Genomic DNA, 17,328 nt, shown 5'->3' on the forward strand with positions numbered 1-17,328 from the left:
AAACGGCCGGTGTGGAGGACACACGCATCTCGCTCGGTCAAAAAAAGAACCCAGCACTCAGGCTGGGCGAGGGGAAGTTGCCACCGGTACGGCCGGCAGCAACCGGACGTTCGGTGCAACAAGCTGGGGACACAATCGTGTCACGGAACCCCACCCCGCAACGTTGAAAGCCCGTTGCAATAAATGGTCATGCCGTGACATATGTGCAAATTTATGCCCCTATGCTTAAACGAAACTTAAAACGGGCGTTGCCTTGAAGTTTTTGGGCGACAGCGGTGGCCACGCGGGAAAATACCGTGGTGCGGCGTGTTGTTCTCGCTTAGACTGCGTCATGCAATCGGAGCGTTCCCGCTGCGACGCGCACCCCGGAACTGGAGTTCGCCATGAGCCTGACTCGATCCTGCGTCGCCATCGCGCTGCTGGCCGCACTCGCCGGATGTCACTCCACCACGAGCGAGCCCGGCACCTCCGGCGTATCGAATACGAGCGCGGCGGCCACCACACAACCGCTCGCGCAGCCGGCCGCGTCGATCGACGAACTCAGTAATCCGAATAGTCCGCTCGCAAAGCGTAGCGTGTACTTCGATTTCGACAGCTACACGGTGAAGGGCGACTATCTCGCGCTGCTGCGCGCCCATGCCGATTATCTGCGCGCTCATCCGGCGCAGCATGTGCTGATCCAGGGCAACACCGACGAACGCGGGACGGACGAATATAACCTCGCGCTCGGGCAGCGCCGCTCTCAGGCCGTGCTGCGCGAACTCGAATCGCTCGGCGTGCCGGAATCGCAGCTCGAAGCGGTCAGCCTCGGCAAGGAAAAGCCGCAGGCGCTTGGTCACGACGAGGCGTCGTGGGCGCAGAATCGCCGCGCCGATCTCGTCTATGGCAAGTAAGGGTGCCAGGGCTCGCCCGCCTCACGGGCGGGCGTATCCCGAGGACCATCACAGCCCCATGAAATAAGGGCGTACGTCCATCTCCTCCGCCCACATCTGGGCATCCAGCATGTCCTCGAATTCGACCGGCAGGCTCTTGTACAGGCAGCAGAAGCCCGCAGCGGTCCGATAGAGGATCACCCATTCGCGGTCGTCGTCTTCGGGCTGGGCGAAGCGGCGCGCCGTGTGCAGCTTTGTCGGATGAAGCGCGTTCTCGATGCGCTTCCTGACCGCGGTCCAGTCAGTTTTCAGTGTCATTGCGCACCTCCTCGTCCCGTGTTTCTGGTTTGCCGGTTGCGACCCGCTGCTGTGGCGAGGTGTCGAGTCCTTCTGGTGCATGCCGGCCCGTGCCCCGCCGCGCAGGAAAGATGCGGATGCTGCTGGCGACGGCGTCCGCGATGTGCTCCTTGGCGATAACGCCGCTCACGCGCTGCAGGCCAGGGCACTCGCCCGTGACCACGATCGCCATCGCCGCCCGTTGCTGACGCAACTGGCTGATGACGTCGAACGCCGCGTCGGATTCCGCCACGACGATGAAATTGCGCTGGGCAAGCCGGCCGAGCGTTACCGAAGGGTCGTCGAAACTGACTGCTTTGCGCAGGCCGGTGTTGATGCGCAGCACGCCGTAGATCCTGCCTTCGCGCGTCACGACCACGTGGCGAAAAGGTGGATCATCCGGCGAGCGGAGCAGATCGCGGAACGGCACGGCGGCGTCAAGCACGAAAACGTCGGTCTCCATGACCTGGGCCGCGCTTTGCACGAGGAACATGTTGGCGTGCAGCGCGTTGGGCACCACGTGTCCCCGGCGCGCAAGCTTGAGCGTGTAGATGCTCTCGGGCGAAAGCAGGCGCCGTGCCCCGAGACTGAAGGCGACGGCGATAATCATGGGCAGCACGATGTCGTAGTCGCGCGTCATTTCGAAAATCATGGCGACGGCCGTCATCGCGGCACCGGTGCCGCCGCCGACCATCGCGCCCATGCCCACCATGGCGAATGCCGGCGCACTGACCGGTACGCCGGGTAGCAGGAACTGGAAGGCGGAGGCCAGCGCGGCGCCCAGTGTTGCCCCGATGAACAGCGACGGCGAAAACACGCCACCCGACGAGCCGGAGCCAAGACTGAGTGCCATGGCGAGCGTCTTCGCCGCGGCCAGCGCCAGCAGGAAGAAACCGCCCTGCAACTGCCCGTATAGCGTCGCCTGGATCGTCGCGTAGCCCACGCCCTCGACATAGTAGTGGCCTGCCGTGCGCATGAGCCCGTACATCAGCAGGCCCACGAGCAGCATGCCGGCGGTGTGGCGCCAGTAACGGCCGGGCATCCGGTCGAATGCGTCTTCGGCCCAGTGCAGCGCGCGGATCAGCAACGCGGCGGCGGCGCCCGCGATCGCACCTAGCACGGCATAGAGCATCATCGTGAGGGCGCTGCCGGGCTGGTTTGGCAACGCGCCGAGCTGCGCGGGCACCAGAAACGCGGGCGCGCCGCCGAAGAAGAGCCGGCCGACGAAGGTGGCCGTGCCCGTTGCGAGCGCCACCGGAAGAAAGGTGTTGACGCTGATCTCCGGCATCATCAGTTCGGTCGCGAACAGCACGCCGCCAATGGGCGTGTTGAAGGTTGCCGCGATGCCGGCACCGGCGCCGGCTGCGACGAGCGTGATGCGCTGGCCGGCAGCCATGGGAATCGCCTGGCCGAGCGTCGATCCGAGCGCGGAGCCGATCTGGATAATCGGGCCTTCGCGTCCCACTGCGGCCCCGGTGCCGATGGAAAATGCGGAGGCGAGCGACTTTACGACGGCCACGACCGGCCGGATCACGCCGCGCTTGAAGTAAATCGCGTCCATGACCTCCGGCACGCCGTGCCCTTTCGCCTCGGGGGCGAAGGTGCTGACGAGCCAGGTGACCACGAGGCCGCCTGCCACCGGCACCAGGATCACGCCGGCTCCCCAGGGGGCGGCGGGCGTGAAGCGGCTGGCGTCGTACAGGAAAGACAGGCGGCCGAGAAAGAAGGCGTTGTGGACGGCGCCGATGAGCCCGCGAAACACCACGGCTCCGAGCCCCGTCACGATGCCGACGAGAAACGCGTAGCAGCACAGCCGATAGAGCCCGATGGGCGCCGCGTCCTCGTCGGGGGATGCCGCGCGTACCGCACGGCCGGGCGCGACCCGCACGGCTTGCCGCGCGGTCCGCGTTGTGTCGTGGGCTTCGCTTTCATCGCTCATCCTCAGGCTCCTGGGGTGTCGCCCGGCACAATGCCGTCGCGGCTTCTAGCTCGTGCTGTTCATGCGCGCCATCATTTCCGAGGTCTCGCCTGCGTCGAGCGCGCTGCGCAGTGCCAGCACGAGCACGACGATGCTCCAGAGCGCGACGAGTCCTATGTCCCATCCGAATCCGAGCACACCGCGGCCGCCGCCGATGCCGCCGAGCCACGAAAGCAGCCACAATCCACCGAACCACGGCAGCAGCCACGCAATGTGACGCCAGCCAAAGTCGCGCGCGGCGCGCCGCGCAATGAAGTGATAGTGGAGCGCATACAGGACGAAACCCGCCGCAACGAGCGAGAACAGGAAATTGTTGGTCTTGAAACCGGTCCAGTAGATGATGAGGTTGCTGCAGATGAAGGCGAGCGGCGCGATGACGCCCGCCGCGCCCAGCCGGAACGGCGAGCGGAGTTGCGGGAGATTGCGCCGCAACACCAGCAGCGCAACGGGCCCGAGGCCATAGGTCAGGACGGTGATCGACGTGATGTAGCCGACCATCTGTTGCCACGCGGGGAAGGGCAGCAGAAACAGGACGCCCACAATCCACATCGCGAGCACGGCTATCCACGGAATCTTGTAGCGGTTCAGCCGCGTGAGCGCGCGAGGTCCCGCGTTCATTTCTCCCGCGGCGAACAGAACGCGCGAGCCGCCCGTAACGTACATGAGTCCAGTGCCGCCCGGCGACACGTAGGCATCGATATAGAGTAGCGTTGCCATCCAGCTCAGCCCGAGCGTTGCAGCCAGGCCCGCGAACGGACCCATTTCTCCCTGGAAGCTCAGATTGGCCCAGCCGTGTGCGAGATCGGCGGGCGAGAGCGCCATGATGAACGCGATCTGCAGGAGGATGTAGATGACCGCGGCCAGCACGACGGCGCCAATCACCGCAAGCGGAATAGTGCGGTGCGGGTTGGCGGATTCTCCGCCCAGATCGATCGCCGTGCGAAAACCCAGATAGCTGAATACGATGCCGGCGGCCGGCAGCGCCGTGAACATGCCCGATAGGTGGTACGAGCCCGGCGCCGCGCGCATGACGTCCCAGTGCGTGCTTGCCGTCATCAGGCCGGCGATGGTGACGAGGGGCACCAGTATCTTCCACCAGGTGACGGTGGTGTTCATCTTGAGCAGCCAGCGCACCGCCATCAGGTTCAGCAGCGCAGTGACGCCCAGCAGCGCCGTGCAGGCGACGAACCCCGGCATGGTAAGCAGTCCTGCGCTACCCGGGCGGATGAACCACGGCAGATAGTTGTTGGCGTAAGTGACGATGGCCTCGGCCTCCACGGCCGGAACGGGTACGTAGGCGAGAAAGAGCAGCCAGCACCAGATCCGGCCGAGCCCTTCGCCATGACTCGCATGGCTCATGTGAACGAGCGCACCGCTGCGCGGGAACAGCGAGGAGAGTTCCGCGAAACACAGCGCGATCAGCATGATGATGAACGCGCCGAGAATCCAGCTGCCGATGCTGAGCGGACCCGCGATACGGGAAGCGTGCCAGGCGCCGAAGAGCCAGCCGGAGCCGATCATGCTGGTCGTGCTGGCGAAGAGAAGCCCTGCGATTCCGGCCTCGCGCCGGAGTTTGCCTTCGAGGGTCAGGCTTGAGGATGTGCTCATGCCAAACTCCTTTATTCAGTCGCCCCTGACCGTTTGCGTTGCTTTAGTTCCGTTAAGTTGCACCCCTGTCCGGGTCAATGAGTCCGTCAACGTGCCTGCCCGGTGCGAAGACGCGCGCGAAGCCCGCGCGCGCTACGCTCTATTTGCTTTCCTCCCGGAACGCCCAGCCAAAAGACTGAACTTCCGATTTGTGCAGCGCCGCGAGCTTCAGCAGGCAGCGCTCGCCCTCCGGCGTGAGATGCACCTGGACCTGTCTCCGGTCATGTGCGCTCGGCACCCGCATGACGAGCCCCGCCGCCTCGCAGCGCGTGACGAGCGCGACCGTGCCATGCGACGACGCCTGCAGCCGCTCGGCGAGTTCTCCCACGGTGGCCCAGTCCCGGTCCGCGAACGCGCGCGTATGCAGCATCAGCATGTACTGCAGGGGCGTAACGCCCTCGGCGTGCACGATCTCTTCCGAAAACCGCAGAAACTGGCGGAGGCGATAGCGGAACTCCGAGAGCTCCGCGAGATCGCTTTTCGTTACCTTTCCCGTCACCTTGCTGTGCTTCGGTGGCATCGTCCGCCCCTTGTTTGACGGCATCGAACTGGAAACAGGTCACTATGTGACATAAAATATAGCCCAGTTGAACGTGAGTGCAAGGTTCCATTGTAATGAATCGGGGCGCCAGTCGCCGCGCTGCTGACGCTTCCCGGCCCCGACGCATGAAATACATTGCGATGTCTGCCATGGTGCTGCTATTTGCCGTGAGTTCGGCTTACGGCGATGGGGTATCGCCTGGCGGTGCGCAGGATAATCCTTGTCTGTCCTGCAATGTATTGCGGCGCCCCGCGGCGTCGGTTTCGTCCGCGGCCAACCCTTTACCGGTTTCGCTGAATGCGGCGCGTGGAAGCACCGCTGATAGCGCCGGCAAGTTCTTTCCTGTGCTGCCGCTCGGGCAGCGTCAATTCGACACCCGTTCTTCGAAGCTGCATGGCGAACGCTTTCGCTGGAGTACGCCGTGAATGTGCGGTGCGCTGGCGTCAGACGTGGAAGACGGCTTCTTCGATAACGGGGTGAGCGGCCAGCACGGCTGCGGTTCTGACTTCACGCTCACACCTTCGAAACAGGACATGTCCCATATGTGTGCGTCAGCAATCTCATTATTCTGTGCGCTGTTCGGTGAAGAAGTGGGCGACCACCGTGCAACGATGCACACCGTGAAGTCGCAATACGTTCACGATTTCCAATCCCGACGGATGAATTGAAGCGTGGTCATTCTGTTTCGGACTTCATGCGTGGCGCAGTGGCGCCTGGTGGGTGCCGCTCAGCATCTACGTTGATGTCCTGCATCGTTCAAGTGTTTGCTCATTTCGGATTGAAGTGACCGATGCCATGCCTTTCGTTTCACAATCCGTTAATTGCGCGGCTTAATTATGGATCCCTTTCTCATGCTTGCCTGTCTATCCGTTCTGTTGGTCATGACGCAACTGTTTATCGCTGCCGTAGCTTCGCTGAGCGTGCCCGTCAGAGGACTGGGTGCACCGGCTGAAGCTGTCACTCGCCGTCGATGGTCTATTACTCTCGCGGTCGCTAATATGAGTTGTGCCGTTTTCTCGATGTGCGTGCTGGTGTTCGTTGCTCATCTGATGCTTGACTAGCTTTCGGGTGGCCAGTTCTGGACTCTTATCTTGTGTGGTCCATCAAGCTACATCGAGAGTCGTCCCGGCCTACCCATTCGATCCTGCCGCGTTCGAACCGGTCTCCCGAAACGGGACAGTTTCGCCGTTGTTGCGGGTTTAGCTCAAGGCGTGACGCCTTCGGTGTCGGAGTCGTCGGCGCTGAAGGTCGTTTCCGGCGAAGCCACAATACCCACCTCGGCTGCCAGTCTAAACAGGTCGGTTTCTCTCTTTGCGCCCAGCTTGCGCATCGCACTGACCTTCTGCGCACTCACGGTCTGTTTGGCGCGATGAAGTTGCTCCGAAATTTCCCGGACAGTAAGGCCCGATAGATACAGTCGTATCACTTCCGTTTCACGTATCGACAGGGTCTGGGTCGCGGCTTGCCCCTTATTGGTAAGCTGCTGCAGGTTCCTGGCGCTCGGCGCGGTATAGCTGGCGCCGGAAAAGACAGCATGAATTGCTGCAACCAGGTGAATCATGTCGTCGGATTTATTCAGGACTGCGTAAATTCCGATCTTTGACAATTCCTGCGTGACAGGTCCGTTGGCGACTCCGGTAAACACAATGATCTTTAGATCCGGGAAACGTCGGCGCAACAGCGACAACAGGGCAAAGCCGTCACCATACTTGCCGCCGGGCATTGCGTAGTCGGCCACGAGAACGTCGCACTTGTTCTGGCCTAGCAGCTCCATGAGCTCTGTCGAATTGCTCGCAGTGCCGACAACCTGCATCGATTCGACCTTGCTGAGAACGGCTTTGATTCCGGCCAGTACGGCAGGGTGATCGTCGGCCAACGCAACCCGAATGACCTTGTTTGTCATGGCAGCAATTCCTTGAGGCCCGTCAGTAGTATAGAGGACGAGTAGGGCTGAAGTGTACCAACCAGGTCCGCTGGTTGCAGCATGGTCTGGTGATTATGCAGCAATTTTTCGCACGGCAGTCGGATTGAGACTTGTCCTAATCGGAAAACTATTTATGCGGACGTGTCCGAAAGTTGAGGTGAAAAGCGGCGTTCAGAACGGGTGGTGCCGACAATTCGCAAACCTTATGAAAGGTGACGAATTTCACGCGGCCATCGTGGCCCACACCCGATCCGACCATGCCGACCAGCACGCAATCCAACTCGCTGAATCAGTTGCACCGCTATCAGCGGCCGCTGATGCTGGGCGGCGGCGTGCTTGTGACGGTGGTCGTGTTGCTGGCGTTCGCCCTTCAAACGCTACTGACGATCAATAGCTTCGTTTCCCAGAGACGCCAGACATTCAATACGAATTTCAGCCTCGTCAATCGAGACATCGAAGCGACCGAATTCACGATTCGAAGCGCGGTTGTCCGGGCGCAACTGGCGTCCCAAGGCGTCACTCCGGCAAACCGGCAGGTGATCGAAGCATTCAGGTCGGGTGATGACCGACTGGTGTTCCAGCCACATCATGCACTGCGTGCTCAACTGCTGTTGGGTTCGCGCATGCACCGGCCCTCTGACGAGGCAGTCAAGCGCTTTCTTCCGCTGGCTGTCGAGATCGAGGCCGCCTATGCAGGCGACTCCGCATCCGGGAATCAACTGGTTGCCGGCTACTTTTTCAGTCCCGACGGCAGTCTGACCTCATTGATACCCGCGCCTTCCGCTGAAAGCCAGCGCGGTATCTCGGCGTTTGCAGATCGAGACATGCTGATTGCCGAACTGATGTCAGGTGTCGCGAGATCGCTGCCCACGCGTCGCAGCGGCGCGTTGAATGAGCGGCCGTTCGTCCAATGGCTGGAACCCTCCATCAGCCCGTCCAGCGGGCAGTCAGTCCTGCGCGTCGTCGCACCGGCATACAGCGAGGGAGAACTCGTTGCCGTCCTCGTTGCCGGATTCGATCCACTTAACTTGATCGATACGATTCCTGACGTCAATTACAAGCGCTCGTATCGTATTGTTTCAGGCAACGGACATGTTATTGCTCAACGCGACGGGGAGCAAGCCGAGGCCATGAAGATGGAGTCCTCATTAAGTAATTACCGAAAAAATATGCCTGCTTCGTCAGGCCTGGTGCAGCGGTTTCAGGGCGGAGCGCTCATCATCAGCCAGAGCATTGGCGAAACCGGCTTGACACTGGTTTACGTATTGCCCGGGCGCGAAATTGCAGCGGGCATATGGCCCCAGGTTTCGGCGGCAGTCGCAGCCATGGCGGTCATCATAGGGATGACGTGGTTTCTGATTCTGTCGTTCAACCGGCGAGTGTTCTTGCCTGTCCTCGAACGCTCGCAACGCGTATTCGACAGCGAGCGGTTGAACCGGACGATGATCCAGTCCGGGCCCGTTGGCTTGGGCTTGATCGCTGGACGGTCGGCCGGGTTGCTGCTCTGCAGCCCCGTGTGGGTCGAGATGGAGTCGCGCGTGGTGGTGGACGGAGCACCATCGCTTGCGGCCCGACTGGCCGCGCACTACTCCCGCATCGCGCGGCCAAACGCGCTGGCGCACGGCACGGTGGCACAGGCAGACGTCCCGTTGCTCAAGCTGGACGGCGAGCCGGTCAGCCTCGCCGTCAGTTTCGCGCCGGGGCGTTACCAGGGCGAAGACGTGCTGGTTATCGCTTTCATCGATGTCACGGCGAAGGCGCAGCTCGAACAGCGGTTGCGCGATGCGAAGCGGGAGGCGGATCAGGCGAACGCGGCCAAATCGATATTCCTTGCTACGATGAGCCATGAGATCCGTACGCCGTTGAGCGCGATTGTCGGCAACCTGGAACTGCTCGCGCACTCGCCGCTTGATGCGATGCAGCAGGCGCGGGTGGATACGATGCGCCACTCGTCGGATGGACTGCTGGCCACCCTTCGCGATGTACTGGACTTCTCGAAGATCGAGGCGGGCGAGACCGTCCTGGAGCACATAGGCTTCGACGCGGTCGAGGTGATATCGCCAGCGCTGCTGGCGTTCGCGCCCATGGCGCGAGCGAAAGGCGTCGGCTTATATGGCGCGTTCGACGCACCGGGCAAGGTGCCGATGATGGGCGACCCGACGCGGCTTCGGCAAATACTGAATAACCTCCTGTCGAACGCGATCAAGTTTACGGAGCAGGGCAGCGTGACGGTGCGGGTGGCGGTGGAGGTTACCCGCTGCGGATCGCGCGAACTACGCCTCGCGATAGAAGATACGGGTATCGGCATGACAGCCGCGCAGCGCTCGACGGTGTTCCATGCGTTTGCGCAGGCCGACGCATCGATCAACCGCCGCTTTGGGGGCACCGGTCTGGGGCTGGCGCTCTGCGGGCGCCTTGCGCAGGCGCTGGGCGGCGCGATTGACGTGCAGAGCGAGCCGGGGCGAGGGAGCTGCTTCACGGTTCGTCTGCCTTTGGGCGTAGCTGAGCCCGAGGCAGATTCCGTGCAGACGCGGTTTGCCGGCGAATCGATCGTGCTGCTCGCCTCCGACGTCGGCTGGCTGCGCTGTATGACCCCGCTCCTGAAAGCATGGGGGTTGCGGGTGACGGGATATCTCGCCCCATCCCACGTCACGGAGCAGGAACTGGAAGCAGCGGACGTACTGATGCTCTGCGGCGATCGCGATCAATGGGCTGCTGATGCGGAAAATGCGCTGATCGAGCAGATATCGTGCGTGATCGACTGTGGTATCGATGGCCCGCTGCATCCGGTGCGCGTGGGCCGTATCGTGAGCGTGTCGTGCCATGCACCGGCAGGACTGCGCGCAGCGTTTGCCCACGCGTTGCGTGGCGCACCGCTGCCTCAGTCGGCGCAGAAGGCAGTCGCGACGAAGGTGCCGCCATCGTGCCGCCGGATGCGCGTGCTGGTTGCCGAGGACAACGAGGTGAACCGGCAACTGTTTGCCGATCAGTTGGCCATGCTGCAGTGCGATGCTCGAGTTGCGGCAAGTGGTTCGGAGGCCTTGAGACTGCTGTCGCAGCAACGCTTCGATATCCTTTTGACCGACCTGCACATGCCGGAAATGGACGGTTACGCGCTGACGCACGCGGTGCGCAAGCGCTGGCCGGACTTGCCGGTGGCAGCGGTGACAGCGGGCGTCACACAGGCCGAATTGGCTCGCTGCGAGGAAGCCGGCATGGCGGCAAGTGCGACCAAACCGTTGTCGCTTCAAGGGCTGTATGAACTGCTGGTGAGTACAGTGGGCGTGGCGGCTGGCAGTCGCGATGCGCTGGCGTTGCCGGAAGGCATCGATTCGCGCCTGTTGACGGGGGGTATCGAGCTATCGGATGATGCCTGGGAGACCTTCGAGCGCACCTATGGCAGCGCGCTAGAGGCGCTGCGCGCAGCGCGTGCTGTCGCAGACCTCTCGCGTGTGCGGCAGGAACTGCACTCGCTCAAGGGTGCACTGGCGGTGTTTGGCTACAAGAACCTTGCTGCTCAATGCGAAACAGTTGAAATGCACCTCGAACTCGACGGATATGCTGCATGGGAAAATGTCGATACGCTACTCGAGACCCGATTGTACGCATTAATTGAATGAGGACTGTGTGCGGGCGGCGCAAACCTCGCCGCGCTCCCGCAGAACCAGCGGCCATGCCGAGGACGTTTCAATAACCGGGCGATCGCCTCAGTGCCATGAAAAGACCGTCGCCGCGGGCTCCTCTAGCACGTTTTCAACGCCACCAGCACATGCTGATGTTTGGCGGGGGCGTCGCGATCACGGTGACGGTCTTGTTCGCGATGGTTCTCGAATGTGCGATGGCCGTTCACGCCTATATTTCGAACGAGCGCCAGGAGTTTTCGCTAGGGCTTCGTCAGATCGCCGCGGAGGTTTCCGCATTCGAAGCCGCTTCGCGTGCGGCCAACGAGAATATTACCCATGCCTGGAAGGACAATGCGGCCGCAAGTCCTGCACTCTCTCAGCGCTTCTATTCCGAGGGGCGCTTTCTCGAGTTTCGGCAAGCGCAGGGCGTGCTGCCGATTCTCGTGATTGGTCTGGGCGACAGTACGCGAACGTACGCGAATCTGGATCGCGTTCTACAGGCATCCGCGTCGGTCGCGTCGCTGCGAACGGCGAGTCTCGCGTCCAGGGGGCAACCCTCCGTTTCCTACTTCTACGACACCGAACGCTCGCTTGTCGCACTCTCCGCTTTCCCGCCGATCGATTCCGCGCGCCTCCAGACGATACTGGCGACACGCGATGCGCTAACGGCCGTGCTGATCAACGACGTGGATCGTTCGGTCGCGGCATTGATGGCGAAAACCGAAAGCGGGACATGCGACGCGAAGGCTGTCACCTGGTTGCCGCCCTACGATAGCCCTATAACCGGAGAACGGGCTGTACGCGAGGTGTTTCCGTTGTTCACTGCAGATTGCCGCCTGATCGGAATCAGAGTGGTCGAATTTCCGATCTCGCGCTTTCCCGTGGGCGTGATGAAGCGGTCGATGCCGCCGACTCTGTTCGATAGCACGCTCGGCATCGTTTCGTCGGATGACCAGATCATTGCCGAGACGGGACTGGGCCCAGTACATCACGACCTTTTTCAACGTGTGATTGCGTCGGGACTTGCCGAATCGATGCGGGGCGGCTTCCTGGTGCTCAAGGATAAATTCGGTAGTACTGGATGGTTTCTCGTCTACGCGTTGCCATGGCGCGGGATCGTGGCCGGTGTCTGGCCTCAGTTGGCGGTGTCGCTTGCGGCGGGAGCGATCATCATAGGGATGACGTGGGCCCTGCTGCTGTCGTTCAACCGGCGCGTGTTTCTGCCGGTGCTCGAACGCTCGCAGCGCGTGTTCGACAGCGAACGGCTGAACCGGATCGTCATTCAGACTGCCCCCGTTGGGCTTGGGCTGATCTCCGGTGATTCGAAGCATCTGCTGCTGCGCAGTCCGATATGGGACGAGATGGCTTCGCGAGTCGTGGTGGACGAACCATCGCTGGCTGCCGAACTGGTTCGCCGCTATGCCCAACACGTCAGGAGTGCAGAGCAGGGGGAGGCGGAAGGAACGGTCGTGCAGGAGGACATCAGGTTGCCGACGCGAGATCGCGAGCCGGTCAGCCTGGCAGTCAGTTTCGCGCCGGGGCGTTATCAGGGCGAGGACGTGCTGGTGACGGCCTTCATCGACGTGACCACCAAAGCCCGGCTCGAACAGCAGTTGCGGGACGCAAAGCAGGCGGCGGATCAGGCGAACGCGGCCAAGTCGATGTTTCTGGCCACGATGAGTCACGAGATCCGCACGCCGTTGAATGCGATTCTCGGCAACCTTGAATTGTTCGCGCACTCGCGGCTTGACGCGACGCAGCGGGCGCGGCTCGCGACCGTGCGCAACGCGTCGGACGGGCTGCTGGAAATCATCCGGGATGTGTTGGATTTTTCGAAGATCGAGGCGGGCGAGATTGCGCTGGAACACATCGGTTTCGATGCGGTGGAGGTGATATCGCCGGCGCTGATGGCGTTTGCCCCGGTGGCGCACGCTAAAAACGTCGGTTTATATGCCGAGTTCGGGCCTTCGTGCAGCGTGCCCATGATGGGCGACCCGACGCGGCTGCGGCAGATCGTGAACAACCTGTTGTCGAACGCGATCAAGTTCACGTCTCAGGGCAGCGTGACGGTGCGGGTGGCGGTGCATGCGACCCGCACGTCGCGCGAACTGCGGGTGGAGGTGGAGGATACGGGCATCGGCATGACCCCGGCGCAGCAGGCGACGGTGTTTCAGGCGTTCGCACAGGCAGACGCCTCGATCAATCGCCGCTATGGCGGGACCGGTCTCGGACTGGCGCTATGCGGGCGCCTCGCGCAGGCGATGGGCGGAGCCATCGACGTGCGAAGCGAGCCGGGAACGGGAAGCTGCTTTGCGGTTCGTTTGCCGCTGGGCGTTGCGGAGGATGCGGGAGAGTCCGGACAGCCGCGGTTTGCCGGTGAGTGTGTCGTGTTGCTTGCCTCGGACACTACGTGGTTGCACTGCATGATTCCCGTACTCGAAGCGTGGGGTCTCCGGGTCGCGGGGCATCCTGGTCCTGTCACTATCACGGAGCAGGAGCTTGAGGCCGCGGGTGCGCTGATGCTGTGCGGCGATCGCGACCAATGGTCAGCCGACGAAGAAAATGAACTGACCGAGCAGGTCTCGCGGGTAATCGATTGTTGCCTCGATGGACCGCTGCATCCGGTACGAACCGGGCGTATCGTGAGCGTGTCGTGTTATGCGCCACTTGGTTTGCTTGCAGCGTTCGAACATGCTTTGCACGGCGTGCCGCTGGCCTCTGTGCCGCAGGAGACTGCGCAGGCGCCTCGGGCGCCGCAGATGACCCAGCGCATGAAAGTGCTCGTTGCCGAAGATAACGAGGTCAATCAGCATTTGTTTGCCGAGCAGTTGGCGACGCTGCAATGCGACGGACGGATCGCCGCAACCGGTCTGGAGGCGCTGCAACTGCTGTCCGAGCAAACATTCGATGTCCTGCTGACCGACCTGAATATGCCGGGCATGAACGGATATGAACTGGCAGAAACCGTGCAGCGACGCTGGCCCGATCTACCGGTGATTGCGGTGACGGCAGGAGCAACGCAATCCGAGCTGGCCCGTTGCGAGGAAGTGGGTATGTGGGCGACCGCGACTAAACCGCTTTTGCTACAAGAACTACAAGAACTGCTGACGCGCGTAACGGGTGTTGCGGGAGCCTCGGGGGGGCAGCGCCGGCCGCCAATGATGCCAGGCGGTATCGATCCTCATTCAAAGGGAGTCGGCATCGAGGTGTCGGACGAATTGTGGGCGACGTTTACGAGCTCCTGCGGAAGAACGCTGGAAGCGCTTCGCGCTGCATCGTCAGCCGGAGATCTTCTGGGCATAAAGCGGGAGGTCCATTCGCTCAAAGGAGCGTTGGGCGTGTTTGGCTATCGGGACCTCGCGGGCAAATGCGAAACGATAGAGCGGAGGGTAGATGAAGAAGATCATGCCGCTGTTGAAGAGGCGCTCGGCGCACTTCTGCGTGAGTTGAGCTGGCTCGAGTGCCGCGACGAGTCCAATCCCCGGGCCTGAGTCGGGCTGCCTCGCTGGCTGAAAGCTGCGCAACATTTCGAATGGTCCTCACACCTTGAGGCCACTGGGCAGGCGAGTCCTTGCGATCAGGACTCGTCCCGGCGATGTTCTGACTCGTCCCATGTGATCGCATCCTGCCTGTTTATATACTCCCCCCATCGAGTCTCACTGACTCAAATCAAACAAGACTACGCAAGACGCGTCTTGATGATTTCCTGAGTAGACAGATCATCGCCTGAATTCCAGATTGAAAAACTGGATTCTCAGGTAACGGTAATGCCTGCGCTGCTGCCAATCATTCTGTCTGCTTTCTATTTAATACGGTATGCGAATTAATTTCATACCGGATTGATCTACTTGATGAACGACTCCGCTGCGGTCACGAGCCGTAGTGCGAGAGGGCATCCAGCAAGGACGACACATGAAACAGGCTACGGCGTTGGACAAGGAAAGCGGCAAATCGGTCAAGCGTACGCGTTTGCCCGATTGGGACAGTGCGGAACTGGCGATCGCATTGAGCCGTGCCACGCGGCTTGGTGGCTGCTCCGAGGAGGCTGACGCGATCGTCCACGTTGCGCTCCAGCAGTATCCCCGTCACGTCGGATTACTCGTCGAGCGGGCCCGTGGCGCATGCCTGGCAGGCGAGCGGGACGAGGCGCATCGGTGGTATGCGCTGGCTTGGGATGTCGGCTCGCCGGAACAAATGTGGGTTGTCGATTGGCTTGAATTGATGATGGCGCTTGGCCACCACGATATTGCGCTAGGTGTTGCCGAGGCGCATTGCCGACGCGCGCCGGATTACGCAGAGGGTTGGTTCTGGAACGGTTATGCGCGGCAGGAAAGCGGAAAACTGGAGCAGGCGCTTGACGCATACCGTCGATGCGCCCGGTCGCTGCCACGACGCCCAATGCTGCGCAACAACATGGCAGCCGCGTATCTGTGTCTCGGCGAGTACGCGCTTGCGCAAGCGCTGCTTGAAGAGGCAATTGGCGAAGAGCCTGCGAATGCGCTGGTGTGGACGAATCTGGCGGCCGCTCGCCTGAAGCAGGGCGACGTCGAGCAGGCGCTGACCGCTGTTGAGCGAGCGCTAGAACTGGATCCGGATTATCCGCTGGCGCAGCAAGCGCATTCGAGTGTGCTGGCAAGGAAAGAATTTAATCATGCATGAAAATGAAAATAATGTTGAGAACGGGATATTCGATGCCCGCGGCACTGTTGAATTGAAACACGAAGCCACTTCGATGTATCGAGTCCTTATCGATTTTGCAAAGATGAGCCCAATAAATAAAAATCGATTTCTCTCGATGCTAAACGAATATTTGATGCATTCGCCCCAGATTCAGAATCAGTTGATTTTTGAATGGGGGCGATTGATTGTCGAAGTAAAACCCGAGTAGGGGCGTCCCGGCGCTGAACCCGCGCATCCGGCTCAGGTGAGGCAAGAATATGGATTTTACGGCGGAATCTGAAATCGATTTTTCGCCACCACAGGAAAATTTCCCCAGCGTTTAGAAGCCGATGGGGCAGTTGTGATTTTCAATCTGATAGTTTCCGCCCGGCAATTAAACAGAGCGCTTCGGCTGTGTGACAGGTGCACGGGATTTCCTCATATCAATAACTGGTGCTCACCAGGCTGGACATAGAAAGTATACGGCAGCATCGCGCGAACGGGACTCGTCCCGGTGTCATTGGGACCTGTCCCATGTGATTGCATCGTGTAGACCCATATGATTCATTTCATCAAATAGAGATTTTCCAGATTCGAATTGGATGGCGTGAGGATTGTTGAAAATTCACGCCCGGATCGATCTGGATTTTACTGAACCTGTCTCATCATTTATTTTTTATTAACCAATCATGAATAAAACATATCGTACAGTTTGGAATGCCTCAACCGGAACATGGAATGTCACATCCGAACACGCTGTCGCGAAGAGGAAAGGCTCGGGATTGCGCAGGGGATCCGTGGTGGCAGTGCTGGTGGCGGGCGCTGTCGGAAGTGTTGTGGCGACGAGCGCAAGCGCTAACGTTGGTGACGTATGTACGATGCCCGACGGCGGCGCGGGGGTGATTGTCGATACAGGAGCGTGTTCTCCACAAGCGGGGACGTGGCTTGGCACGGGTGCCAATGCGGTTAATAGCGGCTCGATCGCGATTGGCTTGAACGCGACGGCCAGTGCGGGCAGCAACGGGAGTAACATTGCAATCGGGGTAAACGCCAAAGCAGTGACCTCGGGTGGCGGTTTGGATGCGATTGCCATCGGTCCCAATGCGGTGGCCGGAACGCCTGGCTATAGCGGCGGCACAGCCGTTGGCGGGAATAGCTCGGCGCTACGCAATTCGGTGGCGGTTGGTGAAAGTACCAGTGCGGATTACACCGGAGTGGCTATCGCCCGCTATGCTACGGCCTCGGCTACCGGCAGCGTTGCGCTCGGCACTACCGCAACTGCCAGCGGTAACAACTCGCTGGCGCTGGGTGCCAATTCGACTGCGACGAGTGCCAATTCGGTCGCGCTTGGCGCAGGTGCGACTACGAGCGCTGTCCTGGGGGACGCTGCATACAATTCGGGTAGCGGGACGCTGTCGGGTACTTCGGCTGCTGGTGAGGTGTCGGTCGGCTCGTCAGGTAAAGAGCGTCGCGTTACGAACGTCGCGGCAGGCTCCGCTGCTACCGATGCGGTAAACGTTAGCCAGTTGCAGTCAGAAGCCGCGAGGACGACCTCGATTTCGACGAGCGTGACATCGCTGTCGACGGGGTTGAGCACGACCAACAGCAACGTGGCTTCGCTGTCCACGGGCGTTGGCTCGATCTCGACGGGTCTGAGCACGACCAACAGCAAGGTGACCTCTCTGTCGAGCAGCGTAAGCACGAACGCAAGCGGAATTGCGTCGCTGTCGACGGGCTTGAGCACGACC

The 17,328-nt window shown here is 61.2% G+C and carries 13 protein-coding genes; 8 read left to right on the top strand and 5 right to left on the bottom strand.

Going from position 1 to position 17,328, the window contains the following annotated elements:
• Positions 1-383: 383 nt before the first annotated feature.
• Positions 384-893: a peptidoglycan-associated lipoprotein Pal gene (gene pal / locus BFE01S_RS36160; RefSeq protein WP_028229652.1), complete on the top strand. Its 510-nt coding sequence runs from the start codon at positions 384-386 to the stop codon at positions 891-893.
• 48 nt (positions 894-941) lie between these two features.
• Here the strand turns inward: pal and BFE01S_RS36165 are convergent, their stop codons facing one another.
• The 4 genes from BFE01S_RS36165 to BFE01S_RS36180 form a co-directional block, all read right to left on the bottom strand.
• Positions 942-1,190: a hypothetical protein gene (locus BFE01S_RS36165; RefSeq protein ID WP_028229653.1), complete on the bottom strand. Its 249-nt coding sequence runs from the start codon at positions 1,188-1,190 to the stop codon at positions 942-944.
• Entirely contained in the window at positions 1,174-3,147 is a 1,974-nt protein-coding gene (locus BFE01S_RS41595; protein ID WP_084170436.1) for a chloride channel protein, read from the bottom strand. Before BFE01S_RS41595 ends, BFE01S_RS36165 begins: the two co-directional genes overlap by 17 nt.
• Positions 3,148-3,192: 45 nt before the next feature.
• Positions 3,193-4,794: an APC family permease gene (locus BFE01S_RS36175; RefSeq protein ID WP_028229654.1), complete on the bottom strand. Its 1,602-nt coding sequence runs from the start codon at positions 4,792-4,794 to the stop codon at positions 3,193-3,195.
• Positions 4,795-4,933: 139 nt separating this feature from the next.
• A complete protein-coding gene (locus tag BFE01S_RS36180) occupies positions 4,934-5,353 on the bottom strand; it encodes a MarR family winged helix-turn-helix transcriptional regulator (RefSeq protein ID WP_042339983.1) in 420 nt (139 codons plus the stop codon).
• 146 nt (positions 5,354-5,499) lie between these two features.
• Between BFE01S_RS36180 and BFE01S_RS44875 the strand changes: the two genes are divergently transcribed.
• Positions 5,500-5,799: a hypothetical protein gene (locus BFE01S_RS44875; RefSeq protein WP_156967278.1), complete on the top strand. Its 300-nt coding sequence runs from the start codon at positions 5,500-5,502 to the stop codon at positions 5,797-5,799.
• 24 nt (positions 5,800-5,823) lie between these two features.
• Positions 5,824-6,042: a hypothetical protein gene (locus tag BFE01S_RS36190; protein ID WP_156967279.1), complete on the top strand. Its 219-nt coding sequence runs from the start codon at positions 5,824-5,826 to the stop codon at positions 6,040-6,042.
• Positions 6,043-6,578: 536 nt separating this feature from the next.
• Here BFE01S_RS36190 and BFE01S_RS36195 read toward each other — a convergent pair.
• Positions 6,579-7,277 (bottom strand): response regulator transcription factor, encoded by a 699-nt coding sequence (locus BFE01S_RS36195; RefSeq protein WP_028229658.1) that lies wholly within the window; start codon positions 7,275-7,277, stop codon positions 6,579-6,581.
• 278 nt (positions 7,278-7,555) lie between these two features.
• On the opposite strand from BFE01S_RS36195, the gene BFE01S_RS36200 reads away from it, so the two are divergent.
• The 5 genes from BFE01S_RS36200 to BFE01S_RS46700 form a co-directional block, all read left to right on the top strand.
• Complete coding sequence (locus tag BFE01S_RS36200; protein ID WP_028229659.1) at positions 7,556-10,918, top strand: hybrid sensor histidine kinase/response regulator; 3,363 nt, start codon at positions 7,556-7,558, stop codon at positions 10,916-10,918.
• A gap of 149 nt (positions 10,919-11,067) precedes the next feature.
• Positions 11,068-14,412 carry a hybrid sensor histidine kinase/response regulator gene (locus BFE01S_RS41600; RefSeq protein ID WP_052421085.1) on the top strand — a complete coding sequence of 1,115 codons (3,345 nt, stop codon included), beginning with the start codon at positions 11,068-11,070 and terminating at the stop codon, positions 14,410-14,412.
• A gap of 421 nt (positions 14,413-14,833) precedes the next feature.
• A complete protein-coding gene (locus BFE01S_RS36210) occupies positions 14,834-15,580 on the top strand; it encodes a tetratricopeptide repeat protein (RefSeq protein WP_028229660.1) in 747 nt (248 codons plus the stop codon).
• The gene (locus tag BFE01S_RS36215) at positions 15,573-15,809 is read left to right on the top strand and encodes a hypothetical protein (RefSeq protein WP_028229661.1); all 237 of its coding nucleotides are present in this window, start codon (positions 15,573-15,575) and stop codon (positions 15,807-15,809) included. Before BFE01S_RS36210 ends, BFE01S_RS36215 begins: the two co-directional genes overlap by 8 nt.
• Before the next feature lie 460 nt (positions 15,810-16,269).
• Positions 16,270-17,328 (top strand): YadA family autotransporter adhesin (locus tag BFE01S_RS46700; protein ID WP_407668262.1); only part of this gene is annotated, 1,059 nt, incomplete at its 3' end.

Origin of the sequence: Paraburkholderia ferrariae NBRC 106233, from assembly GCF_000685035.1 — a bacterium.
Classification (GTDB): domain Bacteria; phylum Pseudomonadota; class Gammaproteobacteria; order Burkholderiales; family Burkholderiaceae; genus Paraburkholderia; species Paraburkholderia ferrariae.